This is a genomic window from Corallococcus sp. AS-1-6, assembly GCF_020037015.1.
GTDB lineage: Bacteria > Myxococcota > Myxococcia > Myxococcales > Myxococcaceae > Corallococcus.
Map to the genome: position 1 here is coordinate 145928 of NZ_JAIQDE010000012.1, position 20087 is coordinate 166014.

The following is a 20087-nucleotide window of genomic DNA, read 5'->3' on the forward strand; positions in this document are numbered from 1 at the left end:
CCGGGTCCTGGCGAGCGACAGGCGCTGCTCAATCCCTCGTCAGCCCCTCCAGCTTCGAAAGACAGACCCCCAGCCGCTTCATTCCTTCCGGAATGTGTGTCGCGGGAATGCCGCCATAACCCAACACCAGCCCCGGCCGGGCGCGCGGCCCCGCGAAGTAGCGCGACAGGGTGATGAGCCCGACGCCCGCGGCCCGCGCCCGGGTCACGGTCTCCCGTTCCAATGCCAGACCGCCCCGCCGGAATGTCGCGCACAGGTGCAGGCCCGCCACGGAGGGCACCTCCTGGAGCCAGTCGCCGCAGTGACGTGAGAGCCCGTCCACCACGCGCGCGTGCCGCGCCTCATAGTCCCGCCGCATCTTGCGGATGTGCCGCGCCAGCAGCCCGCTGTCGATGAACCGCGCGAGCGCGGCCTGCTCCGGCACCGGACTGTGCCAGTCCATCACGCGCCGGGCCCACCGCAGCTCCCGCTGGAGCGACGGCGGCGCGACGAGGAACCCCATCCGCAACATGGGGACCATCACCTTCGAGAACGAGCCCACGTAGAGCACCCGTCCGGAGCGGTCCATCCCATGCAGGGTCTCCAGGGGCCGGCCGCCAAAGCGGAACTCGCTGTCGTAGTCGTCTTCCATCACCACCGCGTCCCGCCGCTTCGCCCACTCCAGCAGCGCCACCCGGCGCGCGGGGGACATGGGCATGCCCAGCGGGAACTGGTGTGACGGCGTGACATAGACGAGCCGCGCGGTGTCCGGCAGCGCCGCCACGTCCAGCCCCTCCGCGTCCACCGGCACGGGCACGACGCGCGCGCCCAGCGACTGGAACACCTGCCGCGCGGGCGGATAGCCCGGCTCCTCCATGGCGACGCAATCCCCCGGCTCGATGAGCACCCGGCCCACGAGGTCCAACGCCTGCTGCGCGCCATTGGTGATGAACACGTCGTCCGCCTCCGCGCGCACGCCCCGCGCGACGCCCACGTGCCGCGCCACCGCCTCCCGCAGCCCCCGGTGCCCGGCGGCGTCCACGTAGCCTCCGGCCACCGTGGCGGGCCGGAGCTGGCGAGACACCAGCCGGCGCCAGGACTCGAAGGGGAAGCCCGAGACATCCGGGCTGCCCACGCCAAAGTCATACGCGGCGGGGGCCAGCGGCGCGGGCAGGTCCGGCAGCGCGCGCCAGAAGGCCCGGGCTCGCAGCGGCACCTGCGCCGCCCGCCCTGCCCTGCCGCGCGGCCGGGAGGCCTCTCCCTGGACGAAGCTCCCCGCCCGCGTGCGCCCCGCGATGAGGCCCTCGGCGGTGAGCCACTCATACGCCACGCCCACGGTGTTGCGAGCCACGTCCAGGCGCAGGGCCAGCTCGCGGGTGGGCGGCAACCGCTCCCCGCGCCGCAGCCGTCCGTCCAGGATGGCCGCGCGCAGCCCCCGGTAGATCTGCCCGGCCAGGTCCCGGCGCCCCCGGAGCTCCACATGGAAGTCCATGCGGCATCCTCCCACGGATTGGCCCAATGGAATTCGTCAATCCTGGCCCTGTCACCGGGCCAGCGGCGGACCATCCTGCGGGCATGACCGATTCCTCCTACGCCTCCCACCCCGTCGACTCCGAACGCATGCCGTGGATCCCCATGGGCCGGCCCGGGCTCGCGTTCAAGCCGCTGCGCTTCTTCCGCGACGGCAGCGGCTGGATGTACCTCTTCCGCCTGGAGCCCGGCACCCTCATCCCCCGGCACCGCCATGTCGGCGAGTCGCACGCCTTCAACATCTCCGGGCGCCGCAAGCTGCTCGACACCGGCGAGGTGATTGGCCCGGGCACGTATGTCCATGAGCCGCCCGGCAACGTCGATAGCTGGCAGGTCGTGGGCGACGAGCCCGTTGTCCTGCACATCACCGTGAAGGGCGCCATCGAATACCTGGGCGAAGACGGCCAGGTCCTCAAGAGCGTGAGCCCCGCGGAGCGGCTGGAGACGTACCGGCGCTGGTGCCAGGAGCACGGCGCCGAGTTCCTCGCCACGCTCGAGTAGCCCGAAGGAGCCTCGGCCACGCGCGGCCATCCCGCGGCAGCAATGCCAGACACGCTTGCCTGGCGGGGTGCGGTGCGGAGCTGGAGCCCACCGGAGTCCTGGAAGCGGGAGGCATCGGAGCGCCGCCTCCTGACCGGCGGCAACACGGAGCCGTGCCTCATCAACGCCCCCACGGCGGGCGTCTATCACGTGATGATCAAGGGCTACACGGACTCCTCCGGGCTGACGCTTCAGGCGTCCTACTGACGTCGTCCCAGCCGCCCTGATGTGTGAAGCAGTGCCCGGCCCCCAGGTGATTTCTTCCCTCGGGGCCGGGGTTGGGGGAACACTCCGGCCCCATGAGCGCTCGGCGGTTCGACGTGGTGGTCCTCGGCTCCGGTCCCGGCGGTGAAGGGGCCTCGATGAAGGCGGTGAAGTCCGGCCGCAAGGTGTGCACCGTGGAGCAGGGAGCCCTGGTGGGCGGCGCCTGCACCCACACCGCCACCATCCCCTCCAAGGCGCTGCGCCACGCCATCCAGCGGCTGCTGGACGTGCAGCAGGACCACCCGGAGATGCGGGCGGAGCTGGCCCGGCACACCACGCTCAACGACATGATGCGCGTGGCGACCACCGTCGTGTCCAAGCAGGTGCAGCTCCGCACCACCTTCTACGAGCGCAACCGCGTGGAGCTGTTGACGGGCCGCGCGAAGTTCCGGGACGCGCACACGGTGGAGGTGACGGAGCCGCGCGGCTCCGTGGAGCTGCTCACCGCGGACGCCTTCGTCATCGCCACGGGCTCCAGGCCCTACCGGCCCGCGGGCGTGGACTTCCGCCACCCGCGCATCTTCGACTCGGACACCATCCTCAAGCTGCGCGAGTCCCCGCTGTCGATGATCATCTACGGCGCGGGCGTCATCGGCTGCGAGTACGCCTCCATGTTCCGGATGCTCGGCGTGAAGGTGGACCTGGTGAACACGCGCGACCGGCTCCTGTCCTTCCTGGACGATGAAATCTCCGACGCCCTGTCCTACCACCTGCGGGAGCAGGGCGTGCTCATCCGCCACCAGGAGGAGATGGTCTCCGTGGAGCCGCACGACGACAGCGTGGTGCTCCAGCTCAAGAGCGGCAAGCGGCTGAAGGCGGACGTCTTCCTCTGGGCCAACGGCCGCTCCGGCAACAGCCAGGACCTGGGGCTGGAGGCGCTGGGCATCGCGGTGGACTCGCGCGGGTGCATCCAGGTCAACGACGGCTACCAGACGTCCGTGCCCCACATCTACGCGGTGGGCGACGTGGTGGGCGCCCCGTCCCTGGCGAGCGCGTCCTATGACCAGGGCCGCTTCGCCGCCACGCACATCGTGGAGGGGCGGATGGAGCACAAGCTGGTGAAGGACATCCCCACCGGCATCTACACCAGCCCCGAAATCAGCAGCCTGGGCCGCACCGAGCGCGAGCTCACCCAGGCGGGGGTCCCCTATGAAGTGGGCCACGCCTTCTTCAAGAGCCTGGCGCGCGCGCAGATCACGGGCCGCACCGTGGGCATGCTGAAGCTGCTGTTCCACCGGGAGACGCGAGAGATTCTCGGCATCCACTGCTTCGGGGACAACGCCTCCGAGATCATCCACATCGGCCAGGCCATCATGGCGCAGGACTGGCCGGGCAACGGCATCGACTACTTCATCAACACGACCTTCAACTACCCCACCATGGCGGAGGCGTACCGCGTGGCGGCGCTCAACGGCCTCAACCGGCTGTTCTGAAAACACGAAGGGCACCGCGGGCGCTGGAAGGCCCACGGTGCCCCGAATGTGTCACGTCAGGACGCGCCGCTTAGTAGCGGTAGGTGTCCTGCTTGTAGGGGCCGCTCTTCTCCACGCCGATGTACTTCGCCTGCTCGGGGGTGAGCTCCGTGAGCTGGGCGTTGAGCTTCTTGAGCTGGAGGCGGGCGACCTTCTCGTCCAGGTGCTTGGGCAGCACGTACACCTTGCCCACCTGGTACTTGTCGCTGTGCGAGTACAGCTCGATCTGCGCGATGGTCTGGTTCGCGAAGGAGCTGGACATCACGTAGCTGGGGTGGCCGGTGCCGCAGCCCAGGTTCACCAGACGGCCCTTGGCCAGCAGGATGATGCGCTTGTTGTCCGGGAAGATGACGTGGTCGACCTGGGGCTTGATCTCCTCCCACTGGTACTTCTCCAGGGAGGCGACCTCGATCTCATTGTCGAAGTGGCCGATGTTGCAGACGATGGCCTGGTCCTTCATCTTGGCCATGTGCTCATGGGTGATGACGGACTTGTTGCCCGTGGCGGTGACGAAGATGTCCGCCTTGTCCGCGGCGTAGTCCATGGTCACGACGCGGTAGCCCTCCATCGCGGCCTGGAGCGCGCAGATGGGGTCGATTTCGGTCACCCACACCTGGGCGGACAGCGCGCGCAGGGCCTGCGCGGAGCCCTTGCCCACGTCGCCGTAGCCCGCGACGACGGCGATCTTCCCGGCCACCATCACGTCCGTGGCGCGCTTGATGCCGTCCACCAGGGACTCACGGCAGCCGTAGAGGTTGTCGAACTTGCTCTTCGTCACGCTGTCGTTGACGTTGATGGCGCGGAACAGGAGCGTGCCCTTCTGGGACATCTCCTGCAGGCGGTGCACGCCCGTGGTCGTCTCCTCGGTGACGCCGAGGATCTTGGCGCTCTTGCGCGAGTACCAGGTGGCGTCCTCGGCGAGCTTGGCCTTGATGGAGGCGTACAGCTCCGTCTCCTCCTCGCTCTGGGGGTTCGCGATGACGGAGGGGTCCTTCTCCGCGCGCTTGCCCAGGTGCATGAGCAGCGTGGCGTCACCGCCGTCGTCGAGGATCATGTTCGGACCCTCGTGGTCGCTGCCGGCGGGGCCGAACTCGAAGATGCGGTGGGTGAAGTCCCAGTACTCCTTGAGGGACTCGCCCTTGTGGGCGAACACCGGGGTGCCGGCCTCCACCAGCGCGGCGGCGGCGTGGTCCTGGGTGGAGAAGATGTTGCAGGACGCCCAGCGGACCTGCGCGCCCAGCGCCTGGAGCGTCTCCACCAGCACGGCCGTCTGGATGGTCATGTGCAGCGAGCCCGTGACGCGAGCGCCCTTGAGCGGCTGCTGCTTCGCGTACTCCTCGCGGATCGCCATGAGCGCGGGCATCTCGCTCTCGGCGATGCGGATCTCCTTGCGGCCCCAGCTCGCGAGCTTGAGGTCGGCGATGGCGTAGTCCTGATTCTGCTGCTTGGTAACCGCGGTCATGGTGTGGCTCCGGATCCAGGGTGGCGCGCCTGCTGGCAAGGGAGCGGCCGAGCCCTGGGAAGAAAGGCCGCCTCACCCTCGCAAGAAACGCGTTCAGGTGAGCGCCGTTGGGTCATTCGGCTTCGAGCCTGGGGCCGGGAAGGCCTCGCAACGCTCCTCGAAGTCGCGGGGGAAACTACGGGAAGGCGCCCTGAATTTCAAAGGGAGTTTGCCTCCCTGGAGGGCAGCCGGAAGTCGCACCCGGGGTGCCCTGGCGGACAGACTCAGGGAATGTCACGAGGGGTGGGAGAAGCTGCCCCCTCCTCCGGCTGAACGCGGGCGTGCTCTCCCTGTGGAGGGCAGGAGACCGGGCGAGTCCCCATCGTGGTGTCCGAGGTGTCACCGGAACGCATTGACCACGACGGCTGACGCCACGGAGCCATCGAGAATGGCCGTGCCGGGCTTTGACTCGGGCCGCTTCCGCATCTGGTCCTCGCTCAGCCGTGCCACGGCGCAGATGGGGACCTCGTCGCCGTCGGGTGGATGGGCCTTGTAGTACCGGACAACGGCCTGTGGCCCGCTCGTCCAGACCTCTCCGTACAGCCGTGTTGTCGTCTCCAACGGGCCCAGATCGCGCATGAGGACGCTCTCAATCGGGCCATCGTAGAGGGTGATGCGGCGCGATCTCATCTGGTTCGCGTCCAGTTCCACGAGCGCGGCGTCCCCCACATGCAGCTTCAGGTATCGCATGGCTTCGAGCGCCTTCTCTGGACACGCCTGCATTCCAGGAGAGCCGTCCGAGCGCAATGAAACGCCACCGGCCGTGGTGCACGCAGAGGACGTGACAAGCAGGATGACAGAGGAGAGCAGGGGGGCTCGGCGGGTGGGCATGTCAGGAACTTCTACTGCCGAACCAGGGTGCGATCCATCCTCACCAGGACCTGCTGGTTGCCGTCAGACCTGAAGATCTGAAGGGCCAGATCCACCAGTTGCCCGTTCTTCTCGAAGGCTCTCTTGTCCGCTACGACGGCGATGGTTCCTGACTGCCCTGGAGCGATCGCGGAACGGGTCATCCGAAGCGCGAAGGACTGCTTCGTGTGGCTCGTCATGTCGCGCGTCAGGTAGGCGTCCGCGAACTCCCATGTGCCGACGGAGCCCGTGTTCGTCAGGGAGATAACGGCTGCCGCCTTGCCTTGGCCCGAGTAGACCTCAACGATCATTTCCATGTCCGGGTCCTTCGGGCGGGCGGATGCCACGAATCGAAACGGCGTCTTCTTTGCCTGCCCATTCGCCAGAAGCGTCGCGTAGGCATGGTCGATGGAGTTCTCCTCCTTGCGATAGCGCTCGTTTTCCTCGGTCAGGACGTCGTTCTTCTTGAGGGCGTCCATCAGGGCCGAGTGCATGGCCGCGTAGCTCTCCCGATTCTTGAATACGTCGACCTGCTGGTCGAGAATCGGTGGCCACCCACCGCCATCCTTCTCCCTCCACGGAGGCCTTACGAGGAATGGGATCCCAGTGCCATCCGCAAGGGTCACGATCAGGGGGAGCCCTTCATCGCTGTCGAGGTCCCGGATGGGCTCGATGATGACCTTGTTGCGAACCACCGTCAGCGGTTCGAGCCGGCCCTCCCAGCCAATGACTTTCGTCTCGCTCGGATCAACGAACGCCTCGAAGCGCAAGGTCGTGATGACATGACCCTTCACGTAGACGGTTTGGGTGCCGTCTGACGGGTGCTCCGAGAGCAGGATGGTCCGCTGATTGGGGCGGTCGCACTTGTCGCTTGCCTTCACGGCCGCTCCGGTCAGCAGGACGAAAAGCAGGATCGATCTTGCGAGTGGGCCCAGCCGCATAGAATAGGCAACGTATCAGGATGGAAGGCCGACGGCCAACCCAAGACCACCCCATAACCCCACAAAGATGCAGATCACACCAAGCCTTGAAATCTAAAAACCTGAAGTAAGGATGACGCACCCCTGATCTCCAGAGGGGCCGGCTCCTGGGAGTTCCATGCAATCCATCTGGCTTGTTCTGTTACTCCTCTTGCTGGGAGGGTGTGCAACCACCCGCGTCGTCCACGTGGATGTTGGAGCCGGCAGGCAGGTGGTTCACGAGTCCCTGGACGTGGATCTGGTCCGGGTGGGTGAGGACGACTTCAAGGCGGCCCTCACGCGGCTCATCCTGGACATGCGCATGGACGTGGCCTTCCGCGAGACGGATGCGGCCGACCAGCGGGGGTGGGTACGGTCCAGGGCCCTGCTCGCGTCCTCGAAGGGATTCGCGGACCCGGGCTCGGGCAGTTCACCTGACGCGCTGTACGCGCGCATCTGCCCTGACGGGGACGACTGCTTGCCCCTGGTGGGTGGGACGGGGCTGACGTTCTCGCGCAAGGACCGGACGTTGATGGCCCTGTCGTTCGCGCTGGATGCGGTCTGGAGGAGTGTCGAGGCGGAGATCGGCAAGCTGCTGAACCCGGTGGTGCTCAAGGCCATGGTGACCTCGGCCGCGTTATCCGTACTCCTCACCATGACGCTTCCCGAGCCCGTCACCAAGGTCATCGCGGTGGCGTTGACCGCGGCGATGGTGGCCTATCTGGGCATCGTGCCGGTCTGGGAGATGGGCCGGGGCTTCGTGCGGCTGTGGGATGACGCAGGGACGGCGACGAGCGTCATCGAGTTGCAGGACATCGGGCACCGCTTCGGCAAGGTGCTCGGGACCAATGGGACGCGTGTCCTGGTGTTGCTCGTCACCGCGGCCCTGGGCGGAAGGAGTGCGATGGCGGCCCAGGGGCCCAGGCTCCCGGGCTTCCCTCTGGCCGCGCTTCGAGGACAGGCCGAGGCGGGATTCATCCTCGGAGAGGCACTGAATGGCGGCGTGACGTCCATCTCGATGCCTGCCGCGGGAGTGCTGAACGTGGCGCTGGCTCCGGGGGGGGCCGCTGCCGGCGCGATGTACTCGAATGGCATTCCGGGTGATGCCGAAGGCCCGGTCCATCACATCTGCACGAACAAGAACCTGGTTTCGACTGCCTCAGGCGGCCCTTGGACGCCGAAATGTGAGGACGTGTTCAAGAAGGCAGGGATGGGCCTGGAAGATGCCGCCAACAAGGTGCGGCTCAAGGGGCACGAGGGACCTCACCCCGAGCTGTATCACCGAGAGGTGATTCGGCGCCTCAATCGTTCTGTTTCGCGCTGCCAAACGACGGAGGCTTGCCGGGCCAGTTTGACGAGAGAACCTGCGAGAATCGCCAACGACCTTCTAACGCAGGGCTCCGACCTGCGGAGGTTGATTGTGAATGGGGAGCATTGAAGTGGAACGTCACTTTTACTCGGTGGTGCTTGGAGATGTGCCCCAGTGGCTCCTTGCGACGCCGACACGGGATTCGGGGCAGGCGTTTGACGAACCTTGGATGTTCACGGATGGCCGCGTCCTACCAGACTCTGGCCTAGCCAGATCCTGGGTGACACATCCCGGAGTGAGGCGCACCTTCGTGTTCGCAGGAGTAGAGGAAACGCCCATTGTCAGCGAAGCCGTCGCGAACGTCTTCAGGGCGCTCGCACCCGGCGACGTGCAGCTCTTCCCGATGTCCATTGAGGGAGAGGCCGACCCGTTCTTCGTCGTCAACGCCACCAAGGTGGTTGATGCCATCGACGAGGCACGGTGCCGGGAGGTGCATCACTACGACGAGGGCGACCACCCCCCTGGATTGGAAGGGGAGTACAATTGGATCTACGGACTGCGAATCGACCCCGCCAAGACCGAGGGCGCGCAGGTCTTCCGGCTGAAGAAGTTCAAGGTTGCGTTCATCGTCTCGGAAGACGTCAAGAACGCCCTCGAAGCGGTCGGCAACCTGGGCGTGTCGTTCGAGCGCGTCACGGGCAGCGCGTCCAATGACACGCGGACCTTCAATTCCTGAGTCCCTCCTGGCACGCTTGGAACCATGACGGACCTCATCCTGACTGGTGCCTCCCGTGGGATTGGCCATGCACTGGCATTGGCGCTGGCCCCGTCCAGGGATACGCGGCTGTTGCTCGTGGCCCGTGACGCGGGCCGGCTCCAGGCGCTGGCGGCGGACGTGGAGCGGCTCGGGGGCCGGGCGCTGGCGGTGCCGGGGGACCTGGGGACGCTGGCCGGGGCCCGGGAGCTGGGGGCGCGCCTGACGGAGATCGCCGCGCCGGGGGCGACGCTCGTGCACAACGCGGGGCTGTGGCCGTCCCAGCGGGTGCTCAACGCGGACGGGCTGGAGACGGCGTTCGTCACCAACCACCTGGCGCCGCTGGTGATGCAGCGCCCGCTGCTGGAGTCCGGTCGGCTGCGGCGCATCCTGGTCGTCAGCGCCGGCCTCATCATCAAGGGCCGCTTCGACGCCGCCCGCACGCCCACGGGCGAGGACTTCTCCAGCATCCGCACCTACTGCGACACCAAGCTGTGCTTCGCGCTGGCCATGCGCGACGTGGCCACCGCGCACCCGGAGGTGGACGTGGTGGTGCTCCACCCGGGCGTGGTGCGCACCGACCTGGGCTCGCGGCCGGGGTTCGTGGGCTGGCTGCTGTCCCAGGTGAAGCGCGCCTGGGAGCGCCCGGAGGTCTGCGCCGCCCGGCTTGCGCGCATCCTCGCGCGCGAGCGCTGGTCCCCTCCCGGGGATGCCCGCTGGCTGCTGGAGGAGACCGAGCAGCCGTGGCCCGCCGTGGCCCGGGACGCGGCCACACAACAGGCGTTGCGCGACACCACCGCCCGACTGCTCGCCTCCCGCTGACGGGCGGCCCTGCCCGTGGCCAGCTTCCCCAGGGGAGGCACGCCATGCAGGAGCCGACACAGCCGAGGAAGCAGGCAGGACTTCGCGCCCCGGACGCGCCTCCCGTCCCCTGGCACGCGCTGCTCCCGGAGGCCGTGCTGGAGCGGCTCTCCAGCACGCCGCAGGGACTGACGGAGGCGGCGGCCCGGGAGCGGCTCGCGCGCCATGGCCCCAACGTGCTGGAGCGCTCGCGGCCGGACAGCGCGTGGCGGCTGCTGTGGCGGCAGATCGACAGCCCGCTCATCTGGGTCCTCATCGCGTCCGCGGGCCTGGCCATCCTGCTGGGCAAGGTGACCGACGGGCTCGTCGTCGCCGCCGTCGTGGTCCTCAACACCCTCATCGGCTTCGTGCAGGAGTACCGCGCGGGCCGGGCCATCGAGGCGCTGAACCACATGGTGCCGGAGACCGCGCAGGTGCTGCGCGACGGGCACCCTGTCACCCGGCCCGCGGCGGAGCTCGTCCCCGGAGACGTCGTGCAGCTCGCGTCCGGGGACCGCGTGCCCGCGGACCTGCGCCTGCTGCGCTCGCGCAACTTCCAGGTGGAGGAGGCCGCCCTCACTGGCGAGTCCGTGCCCTCGAGCAAGCACGTCGCGGCCGTGGCCGAGGACTCGGAGCTGGGGGACCGGGCGAGCCTCGCCTTCGGCGGCACGCTGGTGACGTCCGGCACCTCCACCGCCGTCGTCGTCGCCACCGGCGGCGCCACGGAGCTGGGCCGCATCTCCCACCTGATGCAGCAGGCCGCGGACCTGAGCACGCCGCTCACGCGGGAGCTGGCCCGGCTGGGCCGCCTCATCAGCGCGGGCATCGTCGTGCTGTCCGCCGTGCTGCTCGGGGTGGGCATGGTCCGGGGGTATGCCTTCAGCGACGCGGTGCTGGTGGCCATCACCCTCGCGGTGGCCGCCATCCCGGAGGGGCTGCCCGCCATCGTCACCATCGCCCTGGCCATCGGCGTGCAGCGCATGGCGTCCCGCCGCGCCGTCATCCGCAAGCTGCCCGCCGTGGAGACCCTGGGCAGCACGACCGTCATCTGCACGGACAAGACGGGCACCCTTACCCGCAACGAGATGACCGTGCAGGCGCTGTGGACCTGGCGCGGGCACTACACCCTCACCGGCGTGGGCCACTCCCCCCTCGGCGAGCTCTTCCGCGCGGGGCGCGCCCTGGACGTGGCTCCGGACGACGTGCGGGCGCTGCTCGTCGCGGGCGTGCTGTGCAACGAGGCCGACCTCCAGCCTCGCGAGGGGCGCTGGGGGATGACGGGCGACCCCACGGAGGGGGCGCTGCTGTTCGCCGCGAAGAAGGCGGACCTGGGCGTGATGGAGCTGCGCGAGCGCAACCCTCGCCTGGACGCCATCCCCTTCGAGTCCGAGCACCAGTACATGGCCACGCTCCACGCGGGGGGACCGGAGGGGCGCGAGCTGGTCCTCAAGGGCGCCCCGGAGGTCGTGCTGCGCCGCTGCGGGCCGGCGGTGGACCGCGACGCCGTGCTGGTGGAGGTGGAGCGCATGGCGCGGCAGGGGCTGCGCGTGCTCGCCTTCGCGCGCAAGGGCCTGCCCGGGGCGGAGGCCCTGCGGCCCCAGGACGTGGAGGCCGGCTTCACGCTGCTGGGCCTGCAGGGGATGATCGACCCGCCCCGCGAGGAGGCCGTGGCCTCCGTGAAGGCCTGCCACGCCGCCGGCATCCGCGTGAAGATGATGACCGGGGACCACCCGGGCACGGCGGAGGCCATTGGCCTTCAGCTCGGCCTCCAGGACCCGGGCCAGCCGGGCCTCACCGGCGCGCACCTGTCCGGCATGAGCGACGCGGAGCTGGCCGTGGCGGTGAAGGACACGAACGTGTTCGCGCGCCTGGCCCCCGAACACAAGCTGCGGCTGGTGCGCGCGCTCCAGACGCAGCGCCACGTGGTGGCCATGACGGGCGACGGCGTCAACGACGCGCCCGCGCTCAAGCAGGCGGACATCGGCGTGGCCATGGGCATCACCGGCACGGCCGTGTCCCGCGAGGCCGCGGACCTGGTGCTGACGGACGACAACTTCGCCACCATCGTCGCCGCCGTCGAGGAGGGCCGCCGCGTCTACGACAACCTCGTCAAGTCGCTCGCCTTCGTGCTGCCCACCAACCTGGGGCTCGCCCTCATCCTCATGCTGGGCGTGACGTTCTTCCCCCTGCAGGAGGCCGGCGGCGTGCGCGAGCCGCTGCTGGCCATGCGCCCCACGCAGTTGCTGTGGATCAACCTGGTGGCCACCGTCACCCTGGCGCTGCCCCTGGCCTTCGAGGCGAAGGAGCGCCACGTCATGCGCCGCCCGCCGCGCGCGCCGGACACGCCCGTCCTGAGCCGCTTCGTGGTGATGCGCACGGGGCTCGTCGCGCTGCTGATGGCGGCGGGCGCCATCGGCCTGTTCCTCTGGGAGTTCACGCGCCAGGGCGGCACCCCCAACCCCCTGGCCCTGGCCGAGGCGCGCACCATGGCCGTGAACACCGTGGTCAGCTTCCAGATCTTCTACCTGTGGCTGTGCCGCACGCTGACGGGCTCCTCGCGCGAGGTGGGCTTCGCGAGCAACCCCACCGTGTTCGTGGGCGTCGCCGCGCTGGTGCTGCTCCAGGCCGCGTTCATGTACGTGCCCTTCCTCCAGCGCCTCTTCGGCTCCGCGCCCCTGTCGCTGGCGGACATCGCGCGGTCGGTGCTGGTGGGCGCCTGCGTGCTGCCCGTGGTGGGCCTGGAGAAGTGGCTGCGCTCGCGGCGGCGGGAGGCGGGCCGGAGCGTGAGCGCCACCTAGACGCCCCCGTCCGCGCGCACGCCCAGCTCCTGGAGCAGGGCCATGAAGTCGGTGAGGTGGCGGGCGGCGGTGAAGCGGGTGCGGACATGTTCGTGCGCCTGGGTCCCCAGGCGGGCCGCGAGGACGGGGTCGTCCAGCAGCCGTCGCACCGCGGCGGCGAACCCGGCCAGGTCCCCGGGGTCCCGCACGAGCAGGCCGTCCACCTCGTGGCGGACCTGGTCCTGGAGGCCGCCCACCGCGCTGGCCACCACGGGCCGGGACTTCCACATGGCCTCCGTGATGGTGAGCCCGAAGCCCTCCCGCAGGCTCTTCTGCACCACCACCGCCGCCTGGCGCTGGAGCGCGTTGACGATGGCGGCGTTCTCGTCCGGGTCCACCATGGGCAGACAGGCCAGGTGGACGCGCTGGCGCAGGAAGTGCGGCTGCTCGTGCCACGCGGCGATGACGGACTCGAGCGTCGCCGCCGCCTCCGGATCATCCGCGACGGACGTCACGGAGGGCCCCGCCAGGACCAGCTCCGCGCGCAGGCCGGGCGACTCGCGCAGGAGCCGCGCGAAGCCCCGCAGCACCCCCACCGGGTCCTTCAGGGGGTCCCACCGGGAGACCTGCACCACGAGCGGCGTGCCGGGGACGGGCGCCGAGCCCAGCCGCGTGATGTCCGCGCCACGCGACACGCGGGCCGGGACCCCGTCCATCCGGGTGAAGACCGGGTCGGGCGCGTCTGGCGCGAGCCCCACGAGCCCCGTATGGCCCAGGATGGCGAGCGCGACCTCCGGCGCCATGGGCTGGTTCTTCACCGCGAAGATGTCGATGGAGGGCGGGATGACGACGGACCGGTCCGCGAGCAGGGGGGGCACGTAGGCGGCCCTTGAGAAGACCGCGAGCCGCGCGGCGGCCAGGTCCGGCGCGAGGAAGGCCCACGCCCGCGCCACCTCCTCGTCGGGCGTGTCACACCCGATGTGGCAGCGCCAGACCACGTGCGCGCCCGCCGCGGTGAACGTCGGGGCCAGCCCCGCGGTCTGGGGGTCGTGCAGCAGCACCACGTCCCCGGGCCGCACCAGGACGAGCAGCTCCTCCGCGTTGTCGCGGAGCACCTCCTCGTAGCAGGCGCGCTCGGCGGCCCCCAGCGGCGAGCCGTCTCCCCGCGAGCCATGCAGCGCGTGGTGCAGCCGCTTGGTGACGTGGAAGAACGCGGGCGTGCCCTGCACCACCATCCAGCGCGTGTCCACGCCCGCCCCGCGCGCGTACGCGAGCAGCCGGGGCAGCATCTCCGCCACGCCGCCGCCCCGGGCCGTGGAGTTCACGTTCCAGAAGGTGCGGCCCAGCATGCGCGCGCGGGCCTCGTCCGCGTTCGCCTGGAGCATCTCCCACTCCAGCCCCGTGAGCCCCGGCCGGAAGCGCTCCAGGGAGCTGGCCTGCACGTGGACCTCGAAGGGCTTCAGCATGGCGTCACCATCACGGCAGCGTGGGGTGCTTGACGACCAGCACGGGCCGGCGGCTTCGGGCCACCACCTCCTGCGCCACGGAGCCGAGCACCGCGCGGCGCACACCCGTGCGCCCGTGCGAGCTGAGGCAGAAGATGTCCGCCCCGTACCGCTCCGCCGCCTGGCAGAGCGCCTGCGCGGCGTGGACCCCGGGCAGCAGCTCCAGCCGGACGGTGATGCCCCGGCCGGCCACGTCACGGGGGACCAGCGCCTGGAGCTGGCGCCGCAGCTCGGGCTCGTCGTCCTCGTCCCCGCTCAGCGCCACCGCGGGCCAGAAGTCCGCGTAGACGATGGGGACCGGCGACTCGATGACGTACGCCAGGATGAGCTCTCCGCCCCGGGGCAGGAGCGACAGGGCGTGGGGGATGGCCCGGTTCGCCAGCGGCGAGAAGTCCGTCGACACGAGGACGCGCTGGATGGCCGGGATCTCCACGGGCGCCTCGGCCTCCCGCTCCACGCAGGTCGGGACGCAGGCGACCGCCGCCACCGGCGCGAGCTGGAGGGCGGAGAGCGACACCGAGCCATGCCGCACGCGCCGCAGCCCCCGCCGCTGGTGGGTGCCCAGCAGGAGGAGGTCCGCCCGCGCCGCCTCCGCCAGCCGGGACAGCGGCTCCGCCACGTTCCCGTGGTCCGAGGCCATCCGGACCTCCGCGTGGGGCTCGCCGATGCGCGACAGGCGCTCCCGCAAGTCCCTCTCGAGGATGGCCTCCAGGTTCTCCGACTCCGGGTTCACGCGGTACAGCCCGAGCCGTCCGTACTCCGTGGCCGGGTTGTAGACATGGGCGACCGTCAGGTCGACCGGCCCCACCCGCCGCAGCTCCGGCAGCCAGCGCAGCGCGAGCTCCGCGCTGTGGGAGAAGTCATCGCCCACGGCGACCCGCAGGGGGCGCTTGCCCTGGCACCAGTCCAGGAACGGCTCGGGCAGGCGGACCATCAGGAAGGGGCAGCGCGACATCTGCGCGATGCGCGCCGGGACGCCGCCCAGCCGCCAGCGCTTCTCCGAGCGCCAGCCCAGGGCCGCCGTGATGATCATCCGCGCCTGGATCTTCGCGGCGTGCTCGACCAGCGCCTCGTCCGGCATGCCCAGCAGCACCTGGGGCTCCACGGACAGCCCCGGGTGGCTCAACCGGTCGGCCTCGGCGGCCAGCCGCTGCTCCAGCTCGGTGATGGCGCTGCCGCGCTCGGCCGGCCAGTCCCGCCGGAGCATGCCGGGCTCCGCGGCGTGCACGAGCACCAGCGGCGTGCGCGTCCGCTCCGCGATGGCCGCCGCGACGCGGACGGCCTCCCGGGCATGGTCGGTGAAATCCGTGCCGACGACGATGGCCATGACGTCTCCCCAGGGCCTTCGCATGCCCCGCTGCCGCGCGGGACGCGCCCCTCCCGTGGAACGTTGGGGCCGGCGGCGGAGCGCGCAAGCGATCCGGGCAGGCGCAGGCGGCGAGCGGTCCCTCAGCCGGGCCCGGGGGCCGGCGCGGCGGGCGCCTCCGGGAAGAGCAGCTCCAAATGGTACGTGCCGTCCACGCGGCTACTGCGCACGGGCAGGCCGCTTTCGTGGAAGACGTCCAGCATGGAGGTGTTCGTCACCAGGACGTCCGCCTGGAAGCCGGGGATGCCCCGGGCCATGGCGGCCTCGCGGATGCGCCGCATCAGCACCGTGCCCACGCCCCGCCCCTGCCAGTCGTCGCGGACCACGAAGGACACGTCCGCCAGGCGCGTGGCCGGGTCCACGATGTAGTGCACCACGCCCACCACCTCCTCCGTGCCGGGCGGGCATGCGACCAGGGCCATGTCGTGCTCGAAGTCCAGGTCCACCAGCCGTTGGATCTCCTCGTGCGGGTGCTCCTTCTTGAAGCCCATGAAGCGCCGGTAGCAGCTCTCTTGCGACAGGCCGTACAGCAGGTCCTGCAGGGCGCGCTCGTCGGTGATGCGGGCCGCGCGGACGACCAGCGCGTCGTGCGACAGCGTGTGCTCCAGCCGCTCCTCCGCCCAGGGGTAGCGCGCGCGAGGGACCACTTGATCCGGCAGCACCCAGCGGCGGCCCTTGGCCTCGGCCAGCAGCTCCGCGCGGAAGTCCGGGTGGGCGACGTTGATGAGCGCGAGCGCGCGCTCCCGGATGCTCTTGCCCCAGAGCTCCGCGACGCCGTACTCCGTGACGACGGAGTGGACGTCCCCCCGGCTCGTCACGACGCCGGTGCCGGGCTCCAGCGCGAGCTGGATGCGGCTCACGGTGCCGCCGTGCGCGGTGGAGGGCAGCGCGATGATGGCCCGGCCTCCGGGGCTGCGGCTCGCGCCCCGGATGAAGTCCACCTGCCCGCCGATGCCGGAGTAGAAGCAGCCGCCCAGCGTGTCGGCCGCCACCTGGCCGGTGAGGTCCACCGCCAGGGCGGAGTTGATGGCGACCATCCGCGCGTTGCGCGCCACCACCGCCGGGTCGTTGGTGTCGTCGCTCGGCCGCATCTCGATGGCCGGGTGGTCATGCGCCCACGCGTAGAGCCGCTGGCTGCCCATGATGAACGACGTGACGAGCTTGCCCGCGAGCACCGTCTTCCTGCGCCCGGTGATGACGCCCGCCTCCACCAGGTGCATGACGCCGTCGGAGAGCATCTCCGTGTGGATGCCCAGGTCGTGGTGGTTCACCAGCGCCGCCAGGACCGCGTCCGGGATCCTCCCGATGCCCGACTGCAGCGTGGCGCCATCCGGGATGAGCCGGGCGACGTGCGCCCCGATGCTCCGGGACACCGCGTCGGGCGGCTCGGGGTGGACCTCCAGCAGCGGGAGCGACACCGGCACCAGGTGGTGGATGCGGCGCACGTCCAGGAACGAGTCCCCGTGCGTGCGCGGCATGTTCGGGTTGACCTCCGCGATGATGAGCGAGGCCGCGTCCACCGCGGCGCGCACGATGTCCACGGAGACGCCCAGGCTGACGTAGCCGTGGGCGTCCGGCGGGCTGACCTGGATGAGCGCCACGTCGATGCGGACCCGCCGGCTCCGGATGAGCTCCGGAATCTCCGAGAGGAACACCGGCATGAAGTCCGCCCGCCCCTCCTGCACGGCCTGCCGCACGTTGGGCCCGATGAAGAAGGCCACGTGGCGGAAGCGCCCGGCCTGCGCGGGCTCCACGTAGGGCGCGGGCCCCAGCGTCAGCAGGTGCACCACCTCGTTGTCCGAGAGGGAGGGGCCCCGCTGCTCCACCAGGCCCCGCACCAGCGTCACCGGCTCGGCCGCGCCCGAGCCGATGAGGATGCGCCTCCCCGGCAGCACGGCGCGCAGGGCCTCCTCGGCCGTCCTCACCCGGTCCGCGTAGCGTCGAGTCCAGTCGTCCATACCGGTGCGGATAAGCACGGGGCGCGGCCTCCGCGCGCGGGGGCGGTCAGGCTCGCGGGGTCCCTGCTCCCCTGACGGTGTACGTCCAGGAGGCGCCAGCCCCAGCTTGGAAGAAGCGCGAGGAGCCCAAGACCATGGATCCGTCCCTTCCCCCCGAGCCCTCTCTCCAGACACCGGAGCCCCGTCCGGCCCCTCCCCCGTCCATCCTCTGGTTCGACAGCCTGTCCCGCGAGGACGTGGCCCAGGCCGGAGGCAAGGGCGCCAACCTGGGCGAGCTGACCCGCGCCGGGCTGCCCGTGCCCCCGGGCTTCGTCATCACCGCCGCCGCCTTCCACCAGGCGATGGAGCCCGTGCGCGCCCGGCTGCGCGAGCTGTGGGAGCAAGTCGACCCGGATGACACGCGGTCGCTCGCCGGGGTCACGGAGTCGCTGCGCGCGCTCGTGCTCCAGGCGCCCCTGCCCGACTGGCTGGAGACCGCCATCCTCGCCGCCTACCACCGGCTGAGGGAGGGCGCCGCGGTGGCGGTGCGCTCGTCCGCCACGGCGGAGGACACCACCACCACCTCCTTCGCGGGCATGCACGAGTCGTTCACCAACGTGGTGGGCGATGACGCGCTCCTCGGCCGCGTGCGCGCGTGCTGGGCGTCCGCCTTTGGCCCGCGCGTGGTGGCCTACCGCAAGGCGCAGGGGCTCACGGAGCTGCCGGAGATCGCCGTGGTGGTGCAGGCCATGGTGGACTCGACGCGCTCGGGCGTCATGTTCACCGTGGACCCCACCACCGGCAACCGCCGGCACCTCGTCATCGAGGGGGCCTTCGGCCTGGGAGAGGTCGTCGTGGGGGGACAGGTGGAGCCCGACACGCACGTCGTGGACCGCGAGGGGCCGCGCCTGCTGGAGACACGCGTGGGCGTGAAGTCCTTCCAGTGGGTGCGCGACGGCGTGGGCCGGGAGAAGCGCGAGGAGCTCCCTCCGGAGCGGGCCCGCGCGCGGGTGCTCAAGGACGTGGAGGTGCTGGAGCTGGCGCGGCTGGGGATGCGCGTGGAGCGGCACTACGGCTCCCCCCAGGACATCGAGTGGGCGGAGCAGGACGGCCGCTTCTACCTGGTCCAGTCGCGGCCGGTGACGACGGGCGCCGCCGCCGCGCCGGAGGCCCCGGAGCCTGGCGCGTCCACGGGCAAGGCGCGGGTGAGCGGCCTGGGCGCGTCTCCCGGCGTGGTCTCCGGCCGCGTGCGGGTGCTGCGCGACGCGAAGGAGGGCTCCAGGCTGGAGGCCGGTGAAATCCTCGTGGCGCCCATGACTTCTCCGGACTGGGTGCCCACGCTGCGGCGCGCGGGGGCGGTCGTCACCGACAGCGGCGGCATGACGTGCCACGCGGCCATCGTCAGCCGCGAGCTGCGCAAGCCCTGCGTGGTGGGCACCCGCACCGCCACGAAGGTCCTGCGCGACGGGGAGGAGGTCACCGTGGATGGCGCCGCCGGCACCGTGCGCGAGGGCCGCGTCCGGGAAGCGCCCTCCGTGGCGGTGGTGGGGACCCCCGCACCCCAGGCGGCCCCCCGGGAGGCCCTGGGGCCGGAGGCGCTGGGCACGCGGCTCTACGTGAACCTGGCCCTGCCGGGACAGGCCCGGGAGGCGGCGGCGCTCCCGGTGGACGGCGTGGGGCTGCTGCGGGCGGAGTTCATGCTCACCGAGGCCCTGGGCGGCGTGCACCCGCGCAAGCTCATCGCCGAGGGGAGGAGCCGCGAGTTCGTCGAGCGGATGTCCCAGGCGCTCCTGACCATCACCCGCGCCTTCCGGGGCCGCCCGGTCGTGTACCGGACCACGGACTTCCGCACGAACGAGTTCCGGGGGCTGGAGGGCGGCGACGCGTACGAGACCGTCGAGGCCAACCCGATGATCGGCTTCCGGGGCTGCTACCGCTACCTGCGCGAGCCCGAGGTGTTCCAGTTGGAGCTGGAGGTGCTCGCCCGCGTGCGGGACGAGACGCCCAACCTGCACCTGATGATTCCCTTCGTGAGGACGAAGTGGGAGCTGGAGGCGTGCCTGGAGGCCGTGGACGCGAGCCCCCTGGGACACCACCGGGGGATGGAGCGCTGGGTGATGGCGGAGGTGCCCTCCGTCGTCTACCGCATCCCGGAGTACGCGCGCATGGGCATCACCGGCGTGTCCATCGGCTCCAACGACCTGACGCAGCTCATGCTGGGCGTGGACCGGGACTCGGAGTCGTGCGCGGAGCTCTTCGACGAGGAGGACGCGGCGGTGCTGGACGCCATCGTCCGCATCATCCGGGCCAGCCGCGAGGCGGGCATCACGGCGTCCCTGTGCGGACAGGCCCCGTCCAACCGGCCCGCCTTCGCGGAGCACCTGGTCCGCGCGGGCATCACCTCCGTGTCGGTGGACCCGGCGGCCGTCGGCGCGACCCGCGCGGCCGTGGCGGCGGCGGAGCGGCGGCTCCTGCTGGAGTCCGCCCTGCGCCGGTAGGCCTGCC

At 70.9% G+C, this 20087-nt stretch carries 15 protein-coding genes and 1 riboswitch; of the genes, 8 read left to right on the forward strand and 7 right to left on the reverse strand.

Translation table 11 applies throughout. The annotated features are described in order from the left end of the window. Nucleotides 1–28: 28 nt before the first annotated feature. Nucleotides 29–1471 carry a PLP-dependent aminotransferase family protein gene (locus K8612_RS18595; protein ID WP_223763246.1) on the reverse strand — a complete coding sequence of 481 codons (1443 nt, stop codon included), beginning with the start codon at nt 1469–1471 and terminating at the stop codon, nt 29–31. Nucleotides 1472–1554: 83 nt separating this feature from the next. On the opposite strand from K8612_RS18595, the gene K8612_RS18600 reads away from it, so the two are divergent. The 3 genes from K8612_RS18600 (at nt 1555) to sthA (ending at nt 3746) form a co-directional block, all read left to right on the forward strand. Then, nucleotides 1555–2010, forward strand: a complete 456-nt coding sequence (locus K8612_RS18600) for a cupin domain-containing protein (protein WP_223763247.1) — start codon at nt 1555–1557, stop codon at nt 2008–2010. Nucleotides 2011–2082: 72 nt separating this feature from the next. Continuing rightward, the gene (locus tag K8612_RS18605; protein WP_223739015.1) at nt 2083–2256 is read left to right on the forward strand and encodes a hypothetical protein; all 174 of its coding nucleotides are present in this window, start codon (nt 2083–2085) and stop codon (nt 2254–2256) included. 92 nt (nt 2257–2348) lie between these two features. Next, nucleotides 2349–3746 (forward strand): Si-specific NAD(P)(+) transhydrogenase, encoded by a 1398-nt coding sequence (gene sthA / locus K8612_RS18610; RefSeq protein ID WP_223739014.1) that lies wholly within the window; start codon nt 2349–2351, stop codon nt 3744–3746. 70 nt (nt 3747–3816) lie between these two features. On the opposite strand, the gene ahcY is transcribed toward sthA, so the two are convergent. The 3 genes from ahcY to K8612_RS18625 all read right to left on the reverse strand — a co-directional run bounded on the left by ahcY (nt 3817) and on the right by K8612_RS18625 (nt 7076). Beyond that, nucleotides 3817–5247 (reverse strand): adenosylhomocysteinase, encoded by a 1431-nt coding sequence (ahcY, locus tag K8612_RS18615; RefSeq protein WP_223739013.1) that lies wholly within the window; start codon nt 5245–5247, stop codon nt 3817–3819. Between the two features lie 92 nt (nt 5248–5339). Then, nucleotides 5340–5412: riboswitch (S-adenosyl-L-homocysteine riboswitch) on the reverse strand. Between the two features lie 213 nt (nt 5413–5625). Further along, the gene (locus K8612_RS18620) at nt 5626–5976 is read right to left on the reverse strand and encodes a hypothetical protein (protein WP_370639889.1); all 351 of its coding nucleotides are present in this window, start codon (nt 5974–5976) and stop codon (nt 5626–5628) included. Between the two features lie 152 nt (nt 5977–6128). Beyond that, a complete protein-coding gene (locus tag K8612_RS18625) occupies nt 6129–7076 on the reverse strand; it encodes a DUF2381 family protein (protein ID WP_223763248.1) in 948 nt (315 codons plus the stop codon). Between the two features lie 157 nt (nt 7077–7233). Here K8612_RS18625 and K8612_RS18630 point away from each other — a divergent pair, with 157 nt between their 5' ends. Genes K8612_RS18630 through K8612_RS18645 form a run of 4 tightly spaced genes read left to right on the forward strand, consistent with a single transcriptional unit; the run spans nt 7234 to nt 12795 of the window. After that, on the forward strand, nt 7234–8532 hold the full coding sequence (locus K8612_RS18630; protein WP_223763249.1) for an AHH domain-containing protein: 1299 nt from the start codon (nt 7234–7236) through the stop codon (nt 8530–8532). Further along, nucleotides 8519–9139, forward strand: coding sequence for an imm11 family protein (locus K8612_RS18635; protein ID WP_223763250.1), 621 nt, complete (start codon nt 8519–8521; stop codon nt 9137–9139). Before K8612_RS18630 ends, K8612_RS18635 begins: the two co-directional genes overlap by 14 nt. Nucleotides 9140–9163: 24 nt before the next feature. After that, on the forward strand, nt 9164–9979 hold the full coding sequence (locus tag K8612_RS18640; protein WP_223763251.1) for an SDR family NAD(P)-dependent oxidoreductase: 816 nt from the start codon (nt 9164–9166) through the stop codon (nt 9977–9979). A 44-nt stretch (nt 9980–10023) separates the two neighbouring features. Beyond that, the gene (locus K8612_RS18645; protein ID WP_223763252.1) at nt 10024–12795 is read left to right on the forward strand and encodes an HAD-IC family P-type ATPase; all 2772 of its coding nucleotides are present in this window, start codon (nt 10024–10026) and stop codon (nt 12793–12795) included. On the opposite strand, the gene K8612_RS18650 is transcribed toward K8612_RS18645, so the two are convergent. From K8612_RS18650 to K8612_RS18660, 3 genes are all read right to left on the reverse strand, one after another. Further along, nucleotides 12792–14240, reverse strand: coding sequence for a glycosyltransferase (locus K8612_RS18650; protein WP_223739007.1), 1449 nt, complete (start codon nt 14238–14240; stop codon nt 12792–12794). The genes K8612_RS18645 and K8612_RS18650 overlap by 4 nt on opposite strands. Before the next feature lie 10 nt (nt 14241–14250). Continuing rightward, the gene (locus K8612_RS18655; protein WP_223763253.1) at nt 14251–15606 is read right to left on the reverse strand and encodes a universal stress protein; all 1356 of its coding nucleotides are present in this window, start codon (nt 15604–15606) and stop codon (nt 14251–14253) included. Nucleotides 15607–15728: 122 nt separating this feature from the next. Then, the gene (locus K8612_RS18660) at nt 15729–17621 is read right to left on the reverse strand and encodes a bifunctional acetyl-CoA hydrolase/transferase family protein/GNAT family N-acetyltransferase (RefSeq protein ID WP_223763254.1); all 1893 of its coding nucleotides are present in this window, start codon (nt 17619–17621) and stop codon (nt 15729–15731) included. A gap of 116 nt (nt 17622–17737) precedes the next feature. On the opposite strand from K8612_RS18660, the gene ppsA reads away from it, so the two are divergent. After that, entirely contained in the window at nt 17738–20080 is a 2343-nt protein-coding gene (gene ppsA, locus K8612_RS18665; protein ID WP_223763255.1) for a phosphoenolpyruvate synthase, read from the forward strand. Nucleotides 20081–20087 lie beyond the last annotated feature (7 nt).